At 70.9% G+C, this 21,021-nt stretch carries 17 protein-coding genes; 6 read left to right on the plus strand and 11 right to left on the minus strand.

All coding sequences use genetic code 11. The annotated features are described in order from the left end of the window. Nucleotides 1-4: 4 nt before the first annotated feature. Genes AC1DVI_RS00910 through AC1DVI_RS00930 form a run of 5 tightly spaced genes read right to left on the minus strand, consistent with a single transcriptional unit; the run spans nucleotide 5 to nucleotide 7,423 of the window. On the minus strand, nucleotides 5-3,388 hold the full coding sequence (locus AC1DVI_RS00910; protein WP_476956412.1) for a PAS-domain containing protein: 3,384 nt from the start codon (nucleotides 3,386-3,388) through the stop codon (nucleotides 5-7). Nucleotides 3,389-3,419: 31 nt separating this feature from the next. Beyond that, on the minus strand, nucleotides 3,420-4,406 hold the full coding sequence (locus tag AC1DVI_RS00915) for a metal ABC transporter permease (protein ID WP_476956413.1): 987 nt from the start codon (nucleotides 4,404-4,406) through the stop codon (nucleotides 3,420-3,422). Next, nucleotides 4,403-5,596: a metal ABC transporter permease gene (locus AC1DVI_RS00920; RefSeq protein ID WP_476956414.1), complete on the minus strand. Its 1,194-nt coding sequence runs from the start codon at nucleotides 5,594-5,596 to the stop codon at nucleotides 4,403-4,405. The genes AC1DVI_RS00915 and AC1DVI_RS00920 overlap by 4 nt, the downstream gene beginning before the upstream one ends. Next, entirely contained in the window at nucleotides 5,593-6,396 is an 804-nt protein-coding gene (locus AC1DVI_RS00925; RefSeq protein ID WP_476956415.1) for a metal ABC transporter ATP-binding protein, read from the minus strand. Before AC1DVI_RS00925 ends, AC1DVI_RS00920 begins: the two co-directional genes overlap by 4 nt. Nucleotides 6,397-6,418: 22 nt before the next feature. Next, nucleotides 6,419-7,423, minus strand: coding sequence for a metal ABC transporter solute-binding protein, Zn/Mn family (locus AC1DVI_RS00930; protein ID WP_476956416.1), 1,005 nt, complete (start codon nucleotides 7,421-7,423; stop codon nucleotides 6,419-6,421). Nucleotides 7,424-7,585: 162 nt separating this feature from the next. On the opposite strand from AC1DVI_RS00930, the gene AC1DVI_RS00935 reads away from it, so the two are divergent. Continuing rightward, the gene (locus tag AC1DVI_RS00935; RefSeq protein ID WP_476956417.1) at nucleotides 7,586-8,329 is read left to right on the plus strand and encodes an SAM hydrolase/SAM-dependent halogenase family protein; all 744 of its coding nucleotides are present in this window, start codon (nucleotides 7,586-7,588) and stop codon (nucleotides 8,327-8,329) included. Here AC1DVI_RS00935 and AC1DVI_RS00940 read toward each other — a convergent pair. The 4 genes from AC1DVI_RS00940 to AC1DVI_RS00955 form a co-directional block, all read right to left on the minus strand. Continuing rightward, on the minus strand, nucleotides 8,324-8,710 hold the full coding sequence (locus AC1DVI_RS00940; RefSeq protein ID WP_476956418.1) for a response regulator: 387 nt from the start codon (nucleotides 8,708-8,710) through the stop codon (nucleotides 8,324-8,326). The two genes, AC1DVI_RS00935 and AC1DVI_RS00940, sit on opposite strands and share 6 nt — an antisense overlap. 94 nt (nucleotides 8,711-8,804) lie before the next feature. Then, nucleotides 8,805-9,488, minus strand: a complete 684-nt coding sequence (locus tag AC1DVI_RS00945) for an HAD family hydrolase (protein ID WP_476956419.1) — start codon at nucleotides 9,486-9,488, stop codon at nucleotides 8,805-8,807. Nucleotides 9,489-9,556: 68 nt separating this feature from the next. Beyond that, the gene (locus tag AC1DVI_RS00950; protein WP_476956420.1) at nucleotides 9,557-9,799 is read right to left on the minus strand and encodes a hypothetical protein; all 243 of its coding nucleotides are present in this window, start codon (nucleotides 9,797-9,799) and stop codon (nucleotides 9,557-9,559) included. 161 nt (nucleotides 9,800-9,960) lie between these two features. Beyond that, nucleotides 9,961-10,395, minus strand: coding sequence for a Fur family transcriptional regulator (locus tag AC1DVI_RS00955; protein WP_035679968.1), 435 nt, complete (start codon nucleotides 10,393-10,395; stop codon nucleotides 9,961-9,963). Between the two features lie 192 nt (nucleotides 10,396-10,587). On the opposite strand from AC1DVI_RS00955, the gene AC1DVI_RS00960 reads away from it, so the two are divergent. Continuing rightward, entirely contained in the window at nucleotides 10,588-11,529 is a 942-nt protein-coding gene (locus AC1DVI_RS00960; protein ID WP_476956421.1) for a transglutaminase family protein, read from the plus strand. Between the two features lie 103 nt (nucleotides 11,530-11,632). Beyond that, a complete protein-coding gene (locus AC1DVI_RS00965; RefSeq protein ID WP_476956422.1) occupies nucleotides 11,633-12,826 on the plus strand; it encodes a sensor histidine kinase in 1,194 nt (397 codons plus the stop codon). Between the two features lie 112 nt (nucleotides 12,827-12,938). Here AC1DVI_RS00965 and htpG read toward each other — a convergent pair whose 3' ends face one another. Then, nucleotides 12,939-14,828 (minus strand): molecular chaperone HtpG, encoded by a 1,890-nt coding sequence (gene htpG, locus AC1DVI_RS00970; RefSeq protein WP_476956423.1) that lies wholly within the window; start codon nucleotides 14,826-14,828, stop codon nucleotides 12,939-12,941. A gap of 342 nt (nucleotides 14,829-15,170) precedes the next feature. After that, a complete protein-coding gene (locus AC1DVI_RS00975; RefSeq protein ID WP_476956424.1) occupies nucleotides 15,171-16,817 on the minus strand; it encodes a hypothetical protein in 1,647 nt (548 codons plus the stop codon). Nucleotides 16,818-16,989: 172 nt separating this feature from the next. On the opposite strand from AC1DVI_RS00975, the gene AC1DVI_RS00980 reads away from it, so the two are divergent. The 3 genes from AC1DVI_RS00980 (at nucleotide 16,990) to AC1DVI_RS00990 (ending at nucleotide 20,950) form a co-directional block, all read left to right on the plus strand. Further along, entirely contained in the window at nucleotides 16,990-19,518 is a 2,529-nt protein-coding gene (locus AC1DVI_RS00980) for a helicase-related protein (protein ID WP_476956425.1), read from the plus strand. A 142-nt stretch (nucleotides 19,519-19,660) separates the two neighbouring features. Beyond that, entirely contained in the window at nucleotides 19,661-20,095 is a 435-nt protein-coding gene (locus AC1DVI_RS00985; RefSeq protein ID WP_476956426.1) for an RNA-binding S4 domain-containing protein, read from the plus strand. Nucleotides 20,096-20,218: 123 nt separating this feature from the next. After that, entirely contained in the window at nucleotides 20,219-20,950 is a 732-nt protein-coding gene (locus tag AC1DVI_RS00990) for a TerC family protein (protein ID WP_149164559.1), read from the plus strand. The last annotated feature ends 71 nt before the right edge of the window (nucleotides 20,951-21,021 follow it).

Genomic DNA, 21,021 nt, shown 5'->3' on the forward strand with positions numbered 1-21,021 from the left:
GACGTCATGACGTGACGTAGCCGCGGACCCGGTACGCCTCCACGGCTTCCCGGGTGAGGCGGGGAATGTCGCGGCACAGCGACGTCACCTCGCCCACCGCGTTGCTCCGGCAGGCCAGCTCCAGCGCCCGGGCGGCCGCCGACAGGTCGCGGGCGCCGAAGGTCCCCGCGGTGCTCTTCAGCGTGTGGGCCTCCTTCGCCAGCCCGGTGAGATCGGCCGGGCCTCCCCCCGCCGCTTTGGCCCCGCCGCCGGCGATCCTCTCCGCCCGCTCCAGCGTCTCCTCAACGAACTGGCGAAGGACGTCGGCCAGAAGCTCCGCGTCGAGATCCCGGGCGAGCTGTTGCAGGACCTCCATGTCCAGAACGCCCAACTCCGGCACGTCGGCCGTGACCGGAGCGGGAGCGTCCGCTGGAACGGCGGGCGCGGCGGACTCCAACGGGGCGGCGTCCAGCCAATGGGCGACCGTCTCCAGCAGATGCGGACGGTCGATGGGCTTGGCGACGTGCCCGTTCATCCCGGCGGCCAGGCAGCGTTCGCGGTCGCTGTCCATGGCGTCGGCGGTCATGGCGATGATCGGGACGCTGCCGGCCGGCGGCGGCAGGGCGCGCAGCCGGCGGGTGGCGGTCAGCCCGTCCATCTCCGGCATGGCGAGGTCCATCAGGACCAGCCCGTAGGGCGACGGGCCGGGCGCCGCGGCCTCCACCGCCTCCAGCGCTTCCCGCCCGTTGTTTGCGATGTCGACCCGATAGCCGGCGCCGCGCAGCAGCAGGGCGGCGACCATCTGGTTCGTTGGGCTGTCCTCGACCAGGAGAATCCGCCGGCCCGTTCCAGCGGTGGACGGGGCGGCCGGGCTTTGCGCAGGCGGCGGGGCGGCGGGCGGCGCCTCCGCCTCGCTCCGCCCGGTCACGGCGGCGAGCAGGCGGGAGGGCCGGGCCGGCTTCGTCACCGTAGCGTCGGCGCCGTTGCCATCCCCTCCCATGCTCCGGTGCGGCAGCGCGAGCCGGACGATCCGCCCGACGCCCTGCGCGCGCAGCCGGTCAGGCAGGGAACCGGCGACCGGGGTTTCCACGCTGCCGATCACCGCGGCATCGGCAACGGGCAGGGTGCCGGCGTCCAGCCCCGCCACCATCGCCATCACGTCCGGCGCGCTGACCGTGGCGCCCCAGGAGCGGAGCTGTTCGGCCAGAGTCCGCCGGGCGACGGGATTGGACTCCAAAAGCAGCACCGTCTGGCCGGCCAACGGCGGCTCCGCGTCGGGGATCCGCGGCGTACCGGGCTCCAGCGGCTCGGGCTCCAGCGGCAGGGTGAACCAGAAGCGGCTGCCTTGACCGGCGGCGCTGTCGAAGCCGATGCTTCCCCCCATCATCTCCACCAGGCGCTTGGAGATCGCCAGCCCCAGCCCGGCGCCGTCGTGGCGGCGTGACAGGCGGGGATGCACCTGTGAGAATTCGGTGAAGAGGTCGGCCTGCGCGTCCTGTGGAATGCCGATGCCGGTGTCGGCCACCTCGAAGCGCAAGCGTGGCGGCGCGCGGCCTTCGCCGTCCTGGTCCGACGCCACCGCCGACAGGGTGACGGCGACGCCGCCGTGGTCGGTGAATTTCACGGCGTTGCCGACGAGGTTCAGCAGGACCTGCCGCACCCGCCCCGAGTCGCCGCGCAACGCCGCCGGCAGGCCGCCGGGAACGCAGACGGCCAGCTCGATCCCCTTGGCGAAGGCGCGGGCGGCCTGCAGCTCGACCACGCTCTCCACCACCTCGGCGGGGGAGAAGCGGCCCGACTCCAGGGTCAGCTTTCCGGCCTCCATCTTGGAGATGTCCAGGATGTCGTTCAGCATGGACAGCAGCGCCTCCGCCGACTCGCGGGCGGTGCGGGCGTAGGCGCGCTGCTCCTCCCCCAGCGGGCCGTCCAGCAGGAGACCCAGCATGCCCAGGACGCCGTTCATCGGGGTGCGGATCTCGTGGCTGATGGTGCGCAGGAACTCCGACTTGGCCCGGCTCGCCAGTTCCGCCTGCTCCTTGGCGAGGCGGAGTTGCGCCTCGGTGCGGCGGTGGGCGGTGATGTCGCGGAAGGACACCATCGCCATCGTCCGCCCGCGGTAGGGAACGTAGCGGGTCTCCCCCTGCACCGTCAGGCGCTCGCCGTTGCGGCGCAGGCAGACGGACTCGAAGGGAGACTCGTCGCGGGCGCGGATGCGCTGCCAGGAGAGTTCGCGGTCCTCCGGCGCCATCAGCGCGGTGATGGACTGCCCCGTCAGCTCGTCCGGCGCATAGCCCAGGATGGCGGCGGCGGCGCGGTTGGCGTCGGCGATCACCCCCTGCTCGTGCACCAGGATGCCGTCGATGGCGGCGTCCGACAGCTTGCGGAAGCGGTCCTCGCTCTCGCGCAGAGCCCGCTCCACCCGGCGGTGGTCGGTGATGTCCGTGTAGGTCATCAGGACCGAGCGGTCGGGCAGGAAGCTGGCGGTGATCTCCAGAACCCGGCCGTCGGGGCGCGTGCGCTCGATGCGGCTGACGCCCTCGGGACGCAGGTTGGTCAGGTGGCGGGCGACGATCTCCGCCGTGTCGCCGGGGCCGAACTCGCCGCGCTCGGCCATGAAGCGCAGGAAGCCGGGCATGCTGAGGCCGGGATGGAGCGCGTCGTCCGGCAGGTCGAGCATCTCGCGCAGGCGCCGGTTGCAGGTCAGGAAATGATAGTCCGCGCTCCACACCACGAGGCCCTGCGACATGGCGCTGAAGGTGGCCTCCAGCAGGTCGGACTTGTGGGCCAGCTCCTGCTCCCGCCGTTTCAGCTCGCTGATGTCGGTGCGCAGGCCGACATAGCCGCCGTCGCTGGTCCGCCGCTCCTCGATCTTGAACCAGCGCCCGTCGCCGATCCGCAGCACTTGCGGCCCCTGCGGGTTGCGGTGCCGCTCCATCTCCCGCCCGACCCAGCGGTCGATGTCGCCGGGGCCGCAGTCGGGGTACTGGCCGGCGGCGGCGGCGCGGCGGATCAGCGATTCGAAGGTGATGCCGGGCTCCAGAGGCCCCAGCAGGGCGTAGATCTCGCGGAAACGGGCGTTGCACTGGACCAGCCGGTCGTCGGCGTCGAACAGGGCGAAGCCTTCGTTGACGACCTCGATGGCTTCGGACAGGCGGCGGTGGGCGTCGGCCGCCCGGCTGTCGGCGGCGCGGGCCTCCGCCTGGGCGCGCCGGGTGGCCTCCCGTTCGTGCAGCACCGCCAGACCCATCACCACGCCGGCCAGCCCGATCCCGAAGAAGGGCCAGATCAGCTCGCCCGTTCCATGCTCCAGAAGATGCTGCAGCGTGTGCAGCGCGCTCGCCATCAGGAGGAGGAACGCGATCAGGGTGAGCCAGCTCCAACGGCGCAGCCGGCGGTGGGGGAACGGCATTCGGCGCTCCGCATCGGACGAAGCGAAAACGTTACGGCTTTTGCGCCTCCGGAGCAATGAATCCGGGGGCGGCGCGCAGCCGGCCGACGGCGCGGCGCCGCCCCAGCAGGCCGTGGCGCGGCCCGAACAGGACGGCCAGCGCCAGGATCAGCCCGGACGCCACCGCGATCATCCCCGCCGCGTTCAGCGAGTGCGACGCCCCCAGCAGCATCGGCCCGAAGGCGGCGGCGCCATAGCCGGCCAGCGCCGCCAGCACCCCCAGCGCGACGCTGAGCAGGATCTGCGCGGCCAGCCGGTCGGTCAGCAGGCGGGCGGCGGCGGGCGGGGCGATCAGCATGGCGATGACCAGGATGGAGCCCACCGCCTCGAAGGCGGCGATGGCCGTGGCGGCGACCAGAAGCACCACCCCGTAATGGAACAGCCCCGCCGGGATGCCCAGCGTGGAGGCCAGCGCCGGGTCGAAGGTGGTGATCTTCAGCTCCTTGTAGAACAGCCCGACCAGGGCGACGCAGAGCGTGAAGACCGCGGCCAGCGTCAGCACCTCCCGCGGCAGGGCCGCCCACACCGCCGGGTCGGTCAGCGACTCCCAGCCCTTGGGGGCCAGCCACAGGATCGTCTCCAACTGGCCGTAGAGCACGCAGTCGGCGTCGAGGTCGACCCCGCCGGCCGACGCCTGCTCGATCATCACCACCCCGGCGGCGAACATCACGGTGAAGACGACGCCCATGGCGGCGCCGGACTCCAGCCGGCCCAGCCGCCGCACCGCCTCGATCAGCAGGCCGGCCAGCGCCGCGGCGGCCAGCGCGCCGAGCATCATCGGCAGCGTCTCCCGCGTGCCGGCGACCAGGAAGCCGCCGACGATGCCGGGCAGGATGGCGTGGCTGACCGCGTCGCCCATCATCCCCTGGCGCCGCAGCACCAGGAAGTTGCCGACCAGCGCGCAGGCGGCGCAGGCCAGCACCGCGGCGAGCAGGGCGGGGGCGTCGATCTGAAGGAATTCCTGGACGTCGGGCATCATGACGGGGCGCTCCGCTCCTCCAGCAGCCGGACCATGTCGCCGGGCAGGACCGAGTCGATGGGGTCGACGCCCCAGTTGGCGTGGGTGGGCAGCAGGGCCGGGTAGTCGGCCAGGAACCGCTCCCACAGCCGGCGGTCGCGCGCCGCCGCGCGGGCGGCGGTCTGCCCGGCAGGGGTGAGGGCACCGTCCCGGGTGAAACCGCGCAGACGCAGCCAGAGCGCCACGGAGCTTTCCACCGGCCGGCCGTCCAAAAGGTCGGTCAGGGCGCGCCGCTCCGCGAAGGTCAGGCGCAGCCGCCCCTGGCGCAGCGCGGCGGCGACCAGCCCGCGCGCCGGGGCGAACAGGAAGCTGAGCAGGAAGAAGCCCCCGGCGACCAGGACGATCACCGCCCCCGCCGGCAGCTTGGGCAGCAGGGCCGACAGGGTGGCGCCGAGCCAGCCGGACAGCGCGCCGATCACCGCCGCGGCGACGGTCAGGGCGGGCAGCCGGTCGGTCCAGAAGCGCGCCGCGGCGGGCGGGATGATGAGGAGCGCCACCACCAGGATCAGCCCCACCGTCTGAAGCCCGATCACCGTCACCAGCGTCGCCAGTCCCATCAGCACGAGGTCGAGCGCCCCCACCGGCCAGCCCTGCACGGCGGCGAAGCCGGGGTCGAAGGCCAGCACCCGCAATTCCTTGAACAGCAGGGCGACGGCCAGCGCCGCTCCGGCGGCCAGCAGGCCGATGGCGATGGCTTCGCCCTGCGCCATGGCGGCGGTCTGGCCCAGGATGAAGGTCTTCAGCCCGGCCTGCCCGCCCAGCTCCAGATTCTGGATGACGCTGAGCAGCACGACGCCCAGCCCGAAGAAGACCGACAGAACCGCGCCGATCGCCGAATCCTCGGTCAGCCGGGTGAAGCGGGACAGCGCCTGCACGGTCAGCAGCCCGACCACCCCGCTGGCCACCGCCCCGGTCAGCAGCAGCGGCAGCGACCGTTCCGGCAGGCCGAGCGCCGCCCCGACCAGGAAGGCGACGGCGATGCCGGGCAGGGTGGCGTGGCTCAGCGCGTCGCTGACCAGCGCGCGGCGGCGCAGCAGCAGGAAGGTGCCGACCGTCCCGCCGGCCAGCCCCAGCGCGGCGGTCCCGGCGACCACCACGGCGCTGTTGAAGCCGGATTGGAAGGTCAGGATGCGCAAGGCTTCATCGATCATGATGCCTCCGCGGCTGCCGGGGCCGGCATCGGCCGCCCGCCGTAGGTGCGGGACAGCAGATCGGGGGTCATCACCCGTGCGACCGGCCCCTGGGCGACCACCCGTGTGTTGAGCAGCAAGGCGTGGTCGAAATAGTCGCTGACCGTCTGGAGGTCGTGGTGGACGCAGATCACCGTCCGCCCGGCGGCGTCGAGGTCGCGCAGCACCTGGAGCACCGCGCGCTCCGTCGCCGCGTCCACCCCGGCGAAGGGCTCGTCCATGAAATAGAGCTGCGCCTCCTGCGCCAGCGCGCGGGCCAGGAAGACGCGCTGCTGCTGTCCGCCGGACAGCTGGCCGATCTGGCGCCGGGCGAAGTCGGCCATGCCCACCCGCTCCAGCGCGTGCAGCGCCGCCTCCTTGTGGGCGCGGGTGACCGGGCGGAACCAGCCGATCTTCCCGTAGCGGCCCATCGCCACCACGTCGAGCGCCGAGACGGGGAAGTCCCAGTCCACGCTTTCCCGCTGCGGCACATAGCCGATCAGGCGGCGCTGCCTGGCGATCGGGCGCCCGAACACCTCGACCGTGCCCGACACCCGCGGGACCAGCCCGAGGCACGCCTTGATGAGGGTCGACTTGCCCGCGCCGTTCGGCCCGACCACGGCGATCAGCCCGCCCGGCGGGGCGGCGTAGTCGACGTTCCACAGAACCGGCCGGCGGTGGTAGGCGACGGTCAGGCCGCGGATCTCCAGGGGCGGCGGCCCGATGGGCGAGGCCTCTTCGGGGGCGGTGCGGCTGCCGGGGGTGCGCCAGAGATACTGCATGGTCCGTTCCTTATCCGCCGCGTCAGCGCTGCGCCAGGGCGAGCTTGCCCTGGAAGCCGCCGGCCGGCGCCTCGCCGCCCAGCGCGCGGGCGATGGTCGTCACATTGTGGTCGATCATGCCGATGTAGGTGCCTTCATAGCTGCCCGGCGCGCCCATGGCGTCGGAGAACAGGGCGCCGCCCAGCGTCACCCGATGGCCGCGCGCTCCCGCCCCTTCGACCAGGGCGCGGACGTTGCGGTCGGACACGCTGGTTTCCGGGAAGACCGCCGGCACGCCGCGGTCCGCCAGCAGCGCGGCCAATTCTTCGATGATTCGAAGACCGGCTTCGGATTCCGTGCTGATCCCCTGGATGCCGCGCACCTCGATCCTGTAGGCGCGGCCCAGATAGTTGAAGGCGTCGTGGGCGGTGACCAGCACGCGGGCCGCGTCGGGGATTGAGGACAGGATGCGCCGGGCGTACGTGTCGAGCCGGGCCAGTTCCGCCCCGTACGCGTCGGCGTTGCGGGCGTACGTCTCCGTACCCGCGGGGTCGAGCCGCGCCAGCCCGTCGCGGATGGCCGGCAGGGTGCCGGCCCAGATCCCCACATCCATCCAGATGTGCGGGTCGTGGGCGCCCTCGAACTCCGGCGGGTTGAGCAGTCGCTCCTTGGGCACGGCATCGCCCAGCGCCACCACCGGCTTGCCGGACTCGCGCAGCCGGTCGAAGGCGGCGGTCATCTTGCCTTCCAGATGCAGGCCGCTGATGAACACCGCGTCGGCCCGCAGCAGCTTCACCGTGTCGGAGCGGGTGGGCTTGAACAGGTGCGGATCGACGCCTTCGCCCATCAGCGCCTCCACCTCCGCCCGGTCGCCGGCCACCGCCCGCACGAGGTCGGCGACCATGCCGGTGGTAGCGACGATATGGGGCCGTTCACTTTCGGCCTGCGCCACTCCCGGCAAGAGGAGGCAAACGGCCAAGCCGACGGCCGCGATAAACTTCGTCAGGCTCTTCGTCGCGAAGGTTTTTGAACATATGTTCATATTCATTGGTCCCGACAAAGATCGGCAAGGTTAGGGCAGGCGGACCAAGTAAACGGGGCGGAGTGCATTTGCGTTCCACGAATATATGAACCGCCTCTCCGGCCTTGCAAGGCGGCTCGTGACGATCCGTGTCTTACCGAACGGGGTGGAGTGCGCTACAGTGGCGGGATGATCGTGCTCTTTACGGATTTCGGGCTGACCGGCCCCTACACCGGGCAGATGAAGGCGGTGCTGGCGCGGATGGCGCCGGGCCTGCCGGTCATCGACCTGTTCGCCGACGCGCCCGCCTTCGACCCGCAGCTGTCGGCCTATCTGCTGGCCGCCTACGCTCCGGAATTCCCGGCGGACAGCGTCTTCCTCTGCGTGGTGGACCCCGGCGTCGGGACCGACCGCCGCCCGCTGGTGATGGAGGCCGACGGGCGCCGCTTCGTCGGGCCGGACAACGGCCTGTTCGAGCTGGTGCGGCGGCGGGCCGGGACGGTGCGCGCCTGGAGCATCGGCTGGCGGCCCGAGCGGCTGTCGGCCAGCTTCCACGGGCGGGACCTGTTCGCCCCGGTGGCGGCCAGCCTTGCCATGGGGAACCCGGTCGCGCTGGAGCCCGTCGCTCCGGCCAGCCTCGCGCGGCCCGACTGGCCCGACGATCTGGCGCGGATCGTCTATGTGGACGTCTACGGCAACGCCATGACCGGCCTGCGCGCCGACCGGCTGCCGGAAAACGCGGTGCTGCGGGCCGGCGGGCGCACGGTGCGCCGGGGTCGGACCTTCGCCGACGTCCCGGTGGGGGAGGCGCTGTGGTACGCGAACTCCAGCGGTCTGGCGGAGATCGCCGTCAACCGGGGCCGCGCCGACCGCGATGTTGGGCGCGGCTTGGGCGGGCTTGCGGTGGGGATGCCGGTCGAGCTGGTCCTATAGCCCGTCCAGGCAGCGGTCGAGCAGCGCCAGATCCACCGGGCGGGTCAGCACGGTGACCGGGCTGTTGCCCGGCGGGGTGTCCGGCGCGCCGGCGGTCAGGATGATCCTGGTGTGCGGGTAGAGCATGCAGGCCAGCGCCGCGGCCCGGTCCCCCTCGTCCTCCGGCATGCGGCGGCGCAGCAGGGCGACGGCCGGACCCTCCGCCCCGATGAGGCTCAGCGCCTCGAAGCCGCCGGACACCGTGGACACGGTGAAGCCGCGTTCGGCCAGATGGCGGGCCAGCGCGTCCCGCTGGGCGTGATCGTCGTCGGCGACGACGGCGTGGCGGTCCCCCTGGCCGGGCAGGCGGATGTCGGCGTCGATGGAAAAGCCGGTCGTCATGGGGGTGTCACCACGGGCTTCCCTGAACTTCAGGGGCTTTCTACGCCACGCGGGTTCCGGTTGCAAATCCCCATGGCCGGCACGCGCCGTCTGATCAGCGGATCTTGACGACGGTGGGGCGGTCGACGATGGACAGCATGGGCAAGTCGCTGGGGCGGTTGCCGTAGCCCCAGGTCTCGCCGAAGGGACCGTTGGCGGCGATCCAGCCGCGCACCCGCTCCTGCTTGTCCAGCCGGACGCAATTGCCGGTGCACAGCCGCCCGGTCAGGGTGCCGTCCTCCACCTCCATCCCCGTGGCGAGCAGGTCGTCGACGTTCAACCCGCGCAGTAGGGCCGGCATGTAGACGTCGAGCGCTCCGGTGGCGACGACCACCCGGCGCCCCTCGCGCCGGTGCATCTTCAGGGTTTCGACCAGCGGGGCGTGCCAGCGGATGCGGTGGACCAGCCGTTCCGCCGCGGCCAGCGCGTCGGCTACCGGAACGCCGCGCAGCGTCCGGCGCAGCAGGATGGTCTTGACCGACCCCGGAAAATCCACCCCCGGCCCGCGCCCGCGCGCGTGGCGATGCAGACCGGAGCGCAGGGCGTCCAGAAAGGCCAGCCGGGCGCGGTTGCGCCCAATGACCTCGCCGATGAACATCAGCAGGCTGTCGCCGTGGATCAGCGTCCCGTCGAAGTCGAAGAAGGCCACCCCCGGCGCGATGGACGCCAGAGGACCGGTGCCTCCGGTGGAGGGAACGGAGACGATGACGTCGGGAACGGGAATGGCGCTGGTCTGCATGCGCCTTTATCCGGCGGAACGCGCCGCGTCACAAGCCAAATGCGTTGAGCGAGGCCGTCCGTGGCAACTTAGTGCAGCGACGGGCTGGGGGAATCGTCCGCGTCCTCCGCCTCCATCAGCAGCTCGCCCACGGCGATTTCTCCGGCGCATTCCTCCAGCCCGGCCTTGACGGCGATCAGGAGGTTGATGATCTCGCCGTTGTCCTGCTCCAGGATGCGCAGGCGCTCCTCCAGCTTGTCCAGACGGCGGGTGACGCTGTCGGTCAGCCGATCGAGGCGGGCGAGAACCGGGTCGTTGTTCGTGTCGTCCATGGCGGCGGTTGGTCCGTCGATGATTCGTGTGCGTTCCTGAAGCTAGGACCACGCACCGCCTCTGGACAGACCCGCGCCCGGCGCAACCCGCAATTGATGGGATTATCGTCCGGATGGTGCCCGACGAGTCCAAAGGACTCAGGAACGGGCACGGCCGGGCGTTACTCCCCCTCCGACGTGGTGGTGCGGCGGCGCAACGGAACACCATACAATTCGAGCCTATGGCCGAGCAGCTCATAGCCCAATTCGCGGGCTATGACTTCCTTCAGCCGTTCGAGATCTTCATTTTGGAACTCCACCACCTTTCCGGATTCGAGATCGATCAGGTGATGATGGTGCTCCGACCCGGCTTCCTCATAGCGGGCGCGGCCGTCGCCGAAGTCCAGCCGGTCGATGACGTTCGCGTCCTCGAACAGGCGCATCGTGCGGTAGACGGTGGCGATGGAGATGCGCGGGTCGATGGTGGATGCCCGGCGGTGAACCTCCTCCACGTCGGGGTGGTCGGCGGCCTCCGACAGCACGCGCGAGATCACCCGGCGCTGGTCGGTCATCTTCAGCCCTTTCTCGATGCAGAGCTGTTCGAGGCGCGAAGGCATGGAAATCCCCTTGTTGTCGTCTCACTGGCGCGCGTGGACCGGCCCGTGTGGCTTGGCACGTGTGGCCCCGGCCGCGCTTTGGCCGCCGTCCCTCCCCGGCACGGCCACCCGAATGCCCGAGCACCATACTGTGATTCGGAACCATTCACAAACGCCGACGTTTGGTGTCGGCTTACGGAAAGGGCGCGCGCCATGATGACCCTGGACATCCACCACACCACCACCTACCGCTACGCCAACCCGGTGACCTTCGGCGACCATCGCCTGATGTTCCGGCCCCGCGACAGCCACGATCTGCGGTTGATCGAAACGGGTCTGGTGATCAGCCCGCCGCCGGCCTCCGTCCGCTGGCTCCACGACGTCTTCGGCAATTCCATCGCGGTGGTGAGCTTCGACCAGCCGGCGACGGAGCTGCGCTTCGAAAGCCACATCCGGGTCGATCACTACCCGATGGGCGAGCTGGAATTCCCCATCGAGGACTACGCGCGCTCCTACCCCTTCAGCTATTCCGCGGAGGAGGTGCCGGATCTGGCGCTGACCACCCAGCGGCACTACCCGGACCCCGACCATCTGGTGGACGAATGGGCCCGGCAGTTCGTGACGCTGGGCGAGGGCGGGCCGCCCGACACGCAGGACATGCTGGTGTCGATGACCCGCGCCATCAAGGAAACCTTCACCTATCAGGCCCGCGACCTGGAGGGCACCCAGAGCCCGGTGGACACCCTGACCTGGAAGAGCGGTTCCTGCCGCGATTTCGCGCTTCTGATGATGGAGGCGGTGCGCTCGCTGGGCTTCGCGGCGCGCTTCGTGTCCGGTTACCTCTACGATCCGGCGCGGGACGGGCAGGAGGGCGCGATGACCGGCGGCGGGGCGACCCACGCCTGGGTGGAAATCTACCTGCCCGGCTGCGGCTGGGTGGAGTTCGACCCGACCAACGGCATCGTCGGCGGCAAGAACCTGATCCGCGTCGCCGTTGCCCGGGACCCGTCGCAGGCGGTGCCGCTCGGCGGTTCCTGGACCGGGGCGCCGGCGGATTTCCTCGGCATGACGGTGGATGTGCAGGTCACCGCGACCGGCGGGACGGGCGCCGGCGGCGCTCCGCAGAACGCGGTGCCGGCGGCCGGAGCCGTCTGATACGGCAACCAATTGCAAACGAACGTCTGGCAGGATGGAGGGTCCGGGGCTGCTTCGGTTCCGGACCGACCGTCCCATCCGACAGACGAGGCTGCGTCACCCCGTGCTCGATCCCGATCCGACCAGTCCCGTCCCAAGCGGCACGCCGGAAATGGAGACCGCCCCTGTCCTGGTGGCGGCCCTGCTGGCCGTCCGTGAGCCGCCCGTCGGGCCGGACACGCCCTGCCGCACCCTGCGGGACCGGCTGGCCGCCCAACCCGGTCTGCCGGCGCTCGCCGTGACGGCGGAGGACGGGCGCGTCCTGGGGCTGGCGGACCGTCTGGCGCTGGCGGGGATTGCCGATCCGCAGGCGCCGACGCGGACGGCAATGGACCCGGCGCCGCTGCTGGTGGACGCGGACCTGCCGCTCTGCGAGGTCGCCCGGCGGATCATGCAGGACAAGCCCAGCGCGCTGGCCTCCGGCTTCGTCGTGCTGGAGAACGGGCGGTACCTCGGCATCGGGTCGGGGGTGGCCCTGCTGGCGCGGACGGACGAACAGATCATCCAGCGGACCCGCCAGCTCGACGAGGCCCGCCGCGCCGCGGAGCGCGCCAACCGCGCCAAGACCGCCTTCTTCGCCTGCATGAGCCACGAGATCCGCACCCCGCTGAACGCCATGATGGGCTTCGCCGAACTGCTGGAGCAGGAGGTCCTGGGGCCGATCTCCAACCCGCTCTACCGCGACTACGCCCGCGACATCGCGGAAAGCGGGCGGCACCTGATGGACCTGATCAACGACCTGCTCGACCTGTCGAAGGCCGAGGCCGGACGGCTGGAGCTGGCCGAATCCGCGGTGGACGTGCTGCGCGTCGCCGTGGGCAGCGCCCGCCTGCTCTCCGACCGCGCCGGGCGGGCCGGGGTCGGCATCGACACCGACCTGCCGCCGAAATTACCTGCGCTGCGCGCCGACGAGCGCAAGCTGCGGCAGATGCTGCTCAACCTGCTGTCCAACGCGGTGAAGTTCACGCCGCCCGACGGGGTGGTCACTCTGAACGGCCGCGTGGCGGCGGACGGGACGCTGTGCCTTTCGGTGCACGACACCGGCATCGGCATGACCGCCGACGAGCTGGAGAAAGCGCTGGAGCCCTGGGGCCAGATCGACAGCGCGCTGGGCCGCAACCACATCGGCACCGGCCTCGGCCTGCCGCTGACCAAGCGGCTGGTGGAGCTGCACGGGGGGAGGCTCGACATCGACACCGCCCCCGACCGCGGCACGACCATGACGCTGGTTTTCCCGGCGGAGCGGGTGGGCGGATAGCCTTGCCCCCACCCCGGCCCTCCCCCGCTGTCGCAGGGGAGGGAGATTTGGTCCCCTCCCCTGCGAGAGCGGGGGAGGGTTAGGGTGGGGGCAACGTGGAGCGGTCCTGGCCTTACGCCAGCCCCTTCTCCATCGCGCTCGCCAGACGGCGGGCGAAGGCGGCGGGGTCGGGGAGGGCTTCGCCTTCCACGATGCGCGCCTGGTCGAGCAGCAGCCACGCCGCGTCGTCCAGCGAGGTCGCCGCCCCGCTCGCCTTCGCGCGCTCGGCGAGGCGCTTGATCAGCGGGTGGGCGGGGTTGACCTCCAGGATGCGCTTGGCCGCCGGAGCGTCCATGCCGAGCTGCTTGTGCTGCTTGAGCAGGCGTTCCAGGTGCATGTCCATGTCGTTCTCGTCGGCGACGAGGCAGACGGCGCTGTCGGTCAGACGCTCCGACGGGCGGACGTCCTTCACCGCGTCCTGGAGCGTCAGCTTCAGAAGCGCCAGCAGGTCGGTCAGCTCGCCTTCGGAGGCCTTCTCCTCGGCGGGCTTCTCCTCGCCGCCCTGGATCTTGCCGAGGTCGGCGCCGCCGCGGGTCACCGACTTGAAGGGCTTGTCCTGGAAGCTGCCGACCGACGGCACCCAGAACTCGTCCACCGGGTCGGTCAGCAGCAGCACCTCGACGCCCTTGGCCTTGAAGCCTTCGAGCTGCGGGCTGCGCTTCAGCGTCTCGATGTCGTCGCCGCTGATCGTGAAGATGGCCTCCTGGCCCTCCTTCATGCGGCCCAGATACTCCTCCAGCGAGACCAGACCGTCACCGGCGGTGCTGCGGAAGCGCATCAGCTTCAGCAGGTCGTCCCGGTGCTCGTAGTCGTCGTAGAGGCCCTCCTTGAGGACGGCGCCGAAATTCTCCCAGAAGGCCGCGTATTCCTCCGCCTTCTCGGTGTCGCGGGCCTTCTTGCCCAGCTCCGACAGGACGCGGCGGGTGATGCCGGCGCGGATCTTGGCCAGCATCGGGTTGTGCTGGAGCATCTCGCGGCTGATGTTCAGCGGCAGATCCTCGCTGTCCACCACGCCGCGCAGGAAGCGCAGGTAGGGCGGCAGCAGCCCTTCCGCCGAATCGGTGATGAAGACCCGCTTGACGTACAGCTTCACCCGGTGGGCGCGCTTGGGGTCGAACAGGTCGAACGGCTTGGAGGACGGCACGAACAGCAGGTTCGTGTATTCGATGGCGCCCTCGGCCCGCCAGTGCAGGGTCAGCCACGGATCGTCGAAGGCGTGTCCGACATGGTGGTAGAACTCCGTGTACTGCTCCGCCGTGATCTCGCTCTTGGAGCGCATCCACAGGGCCGACGCGCTGTTCAGCGACTTGGCGTCATCCCCCTCGCCGAAGAGAATCGGGATGGCGATGTGGTCGGAGTATTTGCGGACGATGGCGGAGAGGCGGTGCTCCTCCAGATACTCGTCGTCGCCCTCGCGCAGGTGCAGCTTGATCTGCGTGCCGCGCGGCAGGTCGGCGACGTCGGAGATGGTGAACTCGCCTTTGCCGTCCGACAGCCAGCGCCAGCCCTGCGTCTCCCCGGCCTTGCGGGTCAGCACCTCCACCCGGTCGGCGACCATGAAGGCGGAGTAGAAGCCGACGCCGAACTGGCCGATCAGGTTGACGTCCTTCTTGGCATCCCCGTCTTTCGCGCTGTCCTTCAGGTTGCGCATGAAGGCGGCGGTGCCGGAGCGCGCGATGGTGCCGAGGTTCTCGACCAGATCCTCGCGGTTCATGCCGATGCCGTTGTCGGCCACGGTGAGGGTCCGCGCCTCCTTGTCCACGATCAGCCGGACCTTCAGGTTCGGGTCGTCGGCGGACAGTTCGGGCTGCGTCAGCGCGGCGTAGCGCAGCCGGTCGCAGGCGTCGGAGGCGTTGGAGACCAGCTCGCGCAGGAAGACTTCCTTCTCGCTGTAGAGCGAGTGCGCGACGATGTCGAGCAGGCGGCTGACCTCGGCCTGGAAGCTGAGCCGTTCCTCGGTCATGGTGTCATCCTTGATCGTTCTTGTTGATAGTGGGCTTGCCGATGGGTCCGAAGGACGGCGCAGATATGTGCGAGCGCGCCGCCCCATGCAAGAGCGATCGGCTGGCGTTGCGCTGGAGTTCCGCAACCGGAGTGGTGGGTTTGGGGAAGTATTGCCCCCACCCTGACCCTCCCCCGCTAAAGCAGGGGAGGGGACTAAGATTCCCTCCCCTGCGCAGCTCTCGCGCAAACCAAAGGTTTGCGCTGACGCGACAGGCGGACCTTTGGTCCGCCGAGAGCGGGGGAGGGAAGGGGCCCGCGGCGCAGCCGTGGGAAGGGTGGGGGCGACCCGCCCCCAAGCCCCTCAGCGCTTCTTGCCCTGGATCGGTTCCGGCTCCGGCTCCGGCTGGCCCATGCCCATCATCGCGCTCATGTCCGCCCCGTTCAGCAGGAACTGGCCGGCCTCGGTCACGTCGATCTTGTAGCTGCGCACGTCGTTGCCGGCGTCGTCCTTGGACGCCTGCCCGAAGGCCTGGAGCATGGCGATCACCCCCAGCGCGTTCTGGGTGCTTTCGTCGGCCTTCTTGCCCGGCTTGGGCTGCATCGCCTTGGTGGCGGCGTCCAGACCGCGCAGCAGCACGGTGCTGCTGCCCACCGCGCCGAAGGCGGAGTTGGCGGCCATGCGCATGGCGCCGGTCACGGTGCCGGAGGTCGCTGGGGTGTTGACGACGAAGCGGTCGATGCGCAGCTCCGTCCCGACCTCCGCCATGGCGCCCATCAGCCGGTTGCCGATGGCGGCCACCGCCGCCTCGTCGGTTCCGTCGTCCGGCAAGTCGGCTTCCTCCTCGCCCTCGCCTTCTTCCTCATCCTCCTCGCCCGCGGCGGCCTGGGATTCGGCGAGCGCGGCGAGGTCGGCGAAGGCCCGCCACAGCGAGGCGGTCGGCAGCTTCGCGGTGCTGATCTGGATGTCCAGCTTGTCCGGCATGAAGGCCTTCGGTGCCACCTCCGGCTCCAGCGTCAGGCCGCTGGACTCGATCCCGAAGGTGGTGGAGGCCATCGGCTTGTCCAGATCCTCGGCGCTGCCGCGCAGGACGAGCTGGCCGAGGGCGAGGCGGGTGCCGTCCTCCGGGTTCAGGGCGGTCAGGCCGGACAGGCGGACGCGCCCGCTGGCCCCGCCCATCAGGTTCTGCATCAGCGGGATCAGCTCCGCCGCCGGGGGCTGGGTGCCGGCCAGGGCGTGGGTCTGGGTCAGCCGCTGCATGGCGTCGGCGCGGGCGAGATCGACGCGGGTGTAGGTGCCCTCCATCGTCAGGCCGCCGAGGTTCAGCACCTCCTTCTTCGTCTCGTCGAGGAAGCGCAGGTTGCTGATCGACAGGGCGCCGGGGCCGCTCCACAGCGGGGTGCCGGCGGCGGCGGTGCCGTCCGGCTTCAGCTCCCCGGCGACGGTGATGGCCCCGACGGTCAGGGCGCTCTCGTCCTTCTTGCCCTTCTTGCCCTTGCGGTCGCTGGTCACCGACAGGTCGCCAAGCTCCGCGTCCATGGACAGCGCCGTCTCGTAGGCGCCGGACCACAGGGCGCTGATGCGCTGGCGGCCCAGCTTGACGGTGGCCGACGGCTTGCCGTTGTCGAGGATGGCGACGCGGTCGGGCAGGGTGGCGGTGACGGCGTGGGTGTTGCCGTCCTGCGGCGTCACCGTCAGGCGGATGGTGCCGATGTCGGCGGTGGTGCCGTCGTCCGACACCGCGGTCAGGGCGGGCAGCGCCACCTTGTAATGGTCGCCCGCCGGCGTCGCCACCGGCTCGCCGGTCCAGCGCAGCTCGGTTTCGTCGCCCTCGTTCTTGGGGAACCAGCGGGCCAGCCCGTCCTTCAGCGCGGCGGCGAGCGCCCTGGCCCCGTCCTCGGTCACCGGGGGCGCCTCCGCGCGGGCGGCGGCGGGCGGCAGCGCCAGGGTTGCGAGCATCAGCGCGGCGGCGAGCGGACGGGCGGGAAGACGGCGCATGGTGTGGCGCATGAGGAATCCCTTAGGGTGGAGCGCGCCAGGGTAGACGGGATAACCAGCGCCCGTCCATCGGCCCGAGGTTTTATACCATTCCCGGAAGAGTTCGGCCCCGGATGGTCCTTGCAGCATGGCACGGCCGCCCTGACGCTTGCATTGCCGGTCCCCAGGCCCAAAACTTACGCTTATGACCTCTGTCCTTTCTTCGTCCGGGGGCGGTCTGGGTGCGGGTGGCCGGGTGGTCGCCGTGCTGGGGCCGACCAACACCGGGAAAACCCATCTCGCCATCGAGCGCATGCTCGGCCACCGGACGGGGATGATCGGCTTTCCGCTGCGCCTGCTGGCCCGCGAGAACTACGACCGCATCGTGTCGATCAAGGGCAGGAACGCCGTGGCCCTGGTGACGGGGGAGGAGAAGATCCTGCCATCCAACCCGTCCTACTGGGTGTGCACGGTGGAATCGATGCCGCTCGACCGGGCGGTGGACTTCCTGGCGGTGGACGAGGTCCAGCTCTGCGCCGATCCGGAGCGCGGGCACATCTTCACCGACCGGCTGCTCAACGCGCGCGGGCTGGTCGAGACGATGTTCCTCGGCTCCGACACGGTGCAGCCGCTGATCCGCCGGCTGGTGCCGCGGGCCGAGTTCATCAGCCGGCCGCGCTTCTCGCAGCTCACCTACGCCGGCTACCGCAAGCTGACGCGCCTGCCGCCGCGCTCCTGCGTCGTCGCCTTCTCGGCGACCGACGTCTACGCGCTGGCCGAGATGATCCGGCGCCAGCGCGGCGGCACCGCGGTGGTGCTGGGGGCGCTGTCCCCGCGCACCCGCAACGCCCAGGTCGGGCTCTATCAGGCGGGGGAGGTGGATTATCTGGTGGCGACCGACGCCATCGGCATGGGTCTGAACATGGACGTCGACCATGTCGCCTTCGCCCGCATCGTGAAGTTCGACGGCTTCGCCCCGCGCCGCCTGCGCGCGCCGGAGGTGGCGCAGATCGCCGGGCGGGCCGGGCGGCACATGCGCGACGGCACCTTCGGCACCACCGACGAGGTGGGGGAGCTGGAGGCCGACGTGGTCGACCGCGTCGAGAACCACCAGTTCGAGACGATCAAGACGCTGATGTGGCGCAACAGCAAGCTGCGCTTCGACACGCCGGGCTTCCTGCTGAAGTCGCTGGAGGAGCGCCCGCCGATCCCGGAGCTGCTGCGCGCCCGCGACGCCGACGACCATCTGGCGCTCCAGGCGCTGGTCCGCGACCATGAGGTGATGGACCTCGCCAAGGGCCGCGACAACGTGCGCCTGCTCTGGGAGGTCTGCCAGGTCCCCGACTTCCGCAAGGTGCTGTCGGACGCCCACACCCGGCTGCTCGGGCAGATCTTCCGGCAGCTGCGCACCGGCATCGGGCGGCTGGACGAGGACTGGGCGGCCAAGCAGATCGCCCGGCTCGACCGCACCGAGGGCGACATCGACGCGCTGGTCGCGCGCATCGCCCACATCCGCACCTGGACCTACATCTCCAACCGGCCGTCCTGGCTGACCGACCCCGTGCATTGGCAGGCGCGCACCCGCGCCATCGAGGACAAGCTGTCCGACGCGCTGCACGAGCGGCTGACGCAGCGCTTCATCGACCGCCGCTCGGCCACGCTGGCCCGCACGCTGAAGGACGGGCGGGAGCTGATCGGCGGCGTGCGCGCCGACGGCGAGGTGGTGGTGGAAGGCCATCCGGTGGGCCGGCTGGAGGGCTTCCGCTTCGTCCCCGACGCCCCCGAACGGTCGGAGGAGGCCAGGTCCCTGCTGACCGCCGCCCGCCGCGCCCTGCGCGAGGAGGTGGCGTCCCGCCTGCGCGCCTTCGAGCAGGAGCCGGACGACGTGTTCGCCCTGGGGCCAGACGGGGTGCTGACGGCGGACGGTTTGCCGGTGGCCCGGCTCGGCCCCGGCCCGTCGGTGCTGACCCCGGCGGTTCTGCCCTTCGACGAGGGGCTGCTCGACCAGGGGCAGCTCGACCGCGTGCGCGTCCGCTTGGAGCGCTGGCTGAAGGACCGCGTCGCCGCCCGGCTGCGCCCCCTGCTGGCGCTGCGCGACGCGGCCGACAAAAACGATGGGGATCTCACCGGCGCCGCGCGGGGGCTGGCCTTCCAGCTCGTCGAGAACATGGGGGCGATGCCCCGCGCGCCGGTCGCCCCGATGGTGGAGGGGCTGGAGAGGGCCGACCGCAAGGCGCTGTCCCGCCACGGCGTGCGGCTCGGCGTGTCGCACCTCTACCTGACCGCGCTGGCCAAGCCGGGGGCGGTGGAACTGCGCGGGCTGCTGTGGGCGGTGAAGCATCGGTTGCCTTTGCCGGTGCCGATCCCGCCGCCGGGCCGCGTCTCGGTGGAGGCCACCGGCGCGCCGCCCGCCTTCTGGGAGGCCATCGGCTATCCGGCGGCCGGGCCGCGGGCGCTGCGGGTGGACATGCTCGACCGGCTGGAGACCGAGCTGCTGACCGCCGCCAAGGAGGGAAGGGCGGTGACCGAGCCGGCCCTGGCCCAGATGATCGGCGCCAAGCCGGACGAGCTTGGGGCGGTGATGAAGGGGCTTGGCTACACCCGCTCGGTGGCGGAGGATGGGGCGGTCTCCTGGCGCCGCCGCCGCAACCCGCGCCACAAGCCCCGCCGCGAGGCCCCCGTCAACGCCGACCACCCCTTCGCCAAGCTGCGCCAGCTTTCGGGAATTGGATGAGAAACGCGATTTTGCTGGTCACGATTGCCCCCACCCTGACCCTCCCCCGCTCCGCAGGGGAGGGGATTTACTCCCTCCCTTGCCGAAGGCGGGGGAGGGAAGGGGCCCACGGCGTCCGCCGTGGGAAGGGTGGGGGCCCCGCATGACCGACCTCGACGACAACGACGACGACATCCCCGGCTCCGATCCCACCCCGGCGGGCCGCTTGCGGATCGACAAGTGGCTGTGGTTCGCGCGCTTCTTCAAGACGCGCAGCCTCGCGGCGAAGCTGTGCAACGGCGGCGGCTTGCGGGTGTCCGGCACCGTTGTGAACAAGGCGCATTACGCGGTGAAGCCCGGCGACGTGCTGACCTTCGCGCAGGGGCGGCACATCCGCGTCATCAAGGTGGTCGCGCTCGGCAGCCGGCGCGGCCCGGCGCCGGAGGCGCAGGCCCTTTACGAGGACCTTGCCCCGCCGGTGCGCGAGGAAGCGATCCAGGACCCCTACCGCGCGCCGCCGGCCCCGCGGGAGCCCGGCGCCGGGCGCCCGACCAAGCGCGACCGCCGGGCGCTCGACCAGCTGTACGGAGAGGAGTAAGCCGGAACAGCCGGGGAAAGCGGCGGTGAAGCGCGGGCCGGGCCATTGCCATTCAGGGGCCGCAACCTCATCTGCGCAAAATAGTCCCGCAACGGCCGACTTTTTTCGGAGCCCGCCGCCCTCATGCTCGAACTGTTCTCCGACCCGCAGGTCTGGGCCAGCCTCCTGACGCTCACCGCGTTGGAGATCGTGCTCGGCATCGACAACATCATCTTCATTTCGATCATGGCGGCCAAGCTGCCGGTCCACCAGCAGCAGAAGGCCCGGCAGCTCGGTCTGGCGCTGGCGCTGGTCATGCGGCTTCTGTTGCTCGCCTCCATCTCCTGGGTGGCGACCCTGACGGAACCGCTGATCACCGTGCTCGGCATGGGCTTCTCGGGCCGCGACCTGATCCTGCTCGGCGGCGGCCTGTTCCTGCTGGCCAAGGGCACCATCGAGATCCACCACACCGTGGAAGGCCACGAGGAGGGCGGTTCCGCTCCCAAGGTCGCCAGCTTCGGCGCGGTGGTCGGGCAGATCATCGTGCTGGACATCGTCTTCTCGCTGGACAGCGTGATCACCGCGGTCGGCATGTCCAACGACCTGCCGGTGATGGTCACCGCCGTCATCATCGCCATGGCGGTGATGCTGTTCGCCGCCCGCCCGGTGGGCGACTTCGTGAACCGCCACGTCACCGTGAAGATGCTGGCCCTATCCTTCCTGCTGCTGGTCGGCGTGGCGCTGATCGCCGACGGCTTCGGCTTCCACATCCCGAAGGGCTATCTGTACTTCGCCATCGCCTTCTCGACGCTGGTCGAGGCGCTGAATCTGATGGCCGCCGCCCGCCGCAAACGGAAGAAGGCCGAAGCGCACTGACGCTCCGGCCCTCCTGAACGGGTCTTCCGACGGGCCGCCCCTTTGCCGGGGGCGGCCCGTTCGCTTTCCGG

The sequence above is a fragment of the Azospirillum sp. P4_B5 genome (assembly GCF_056402275.1).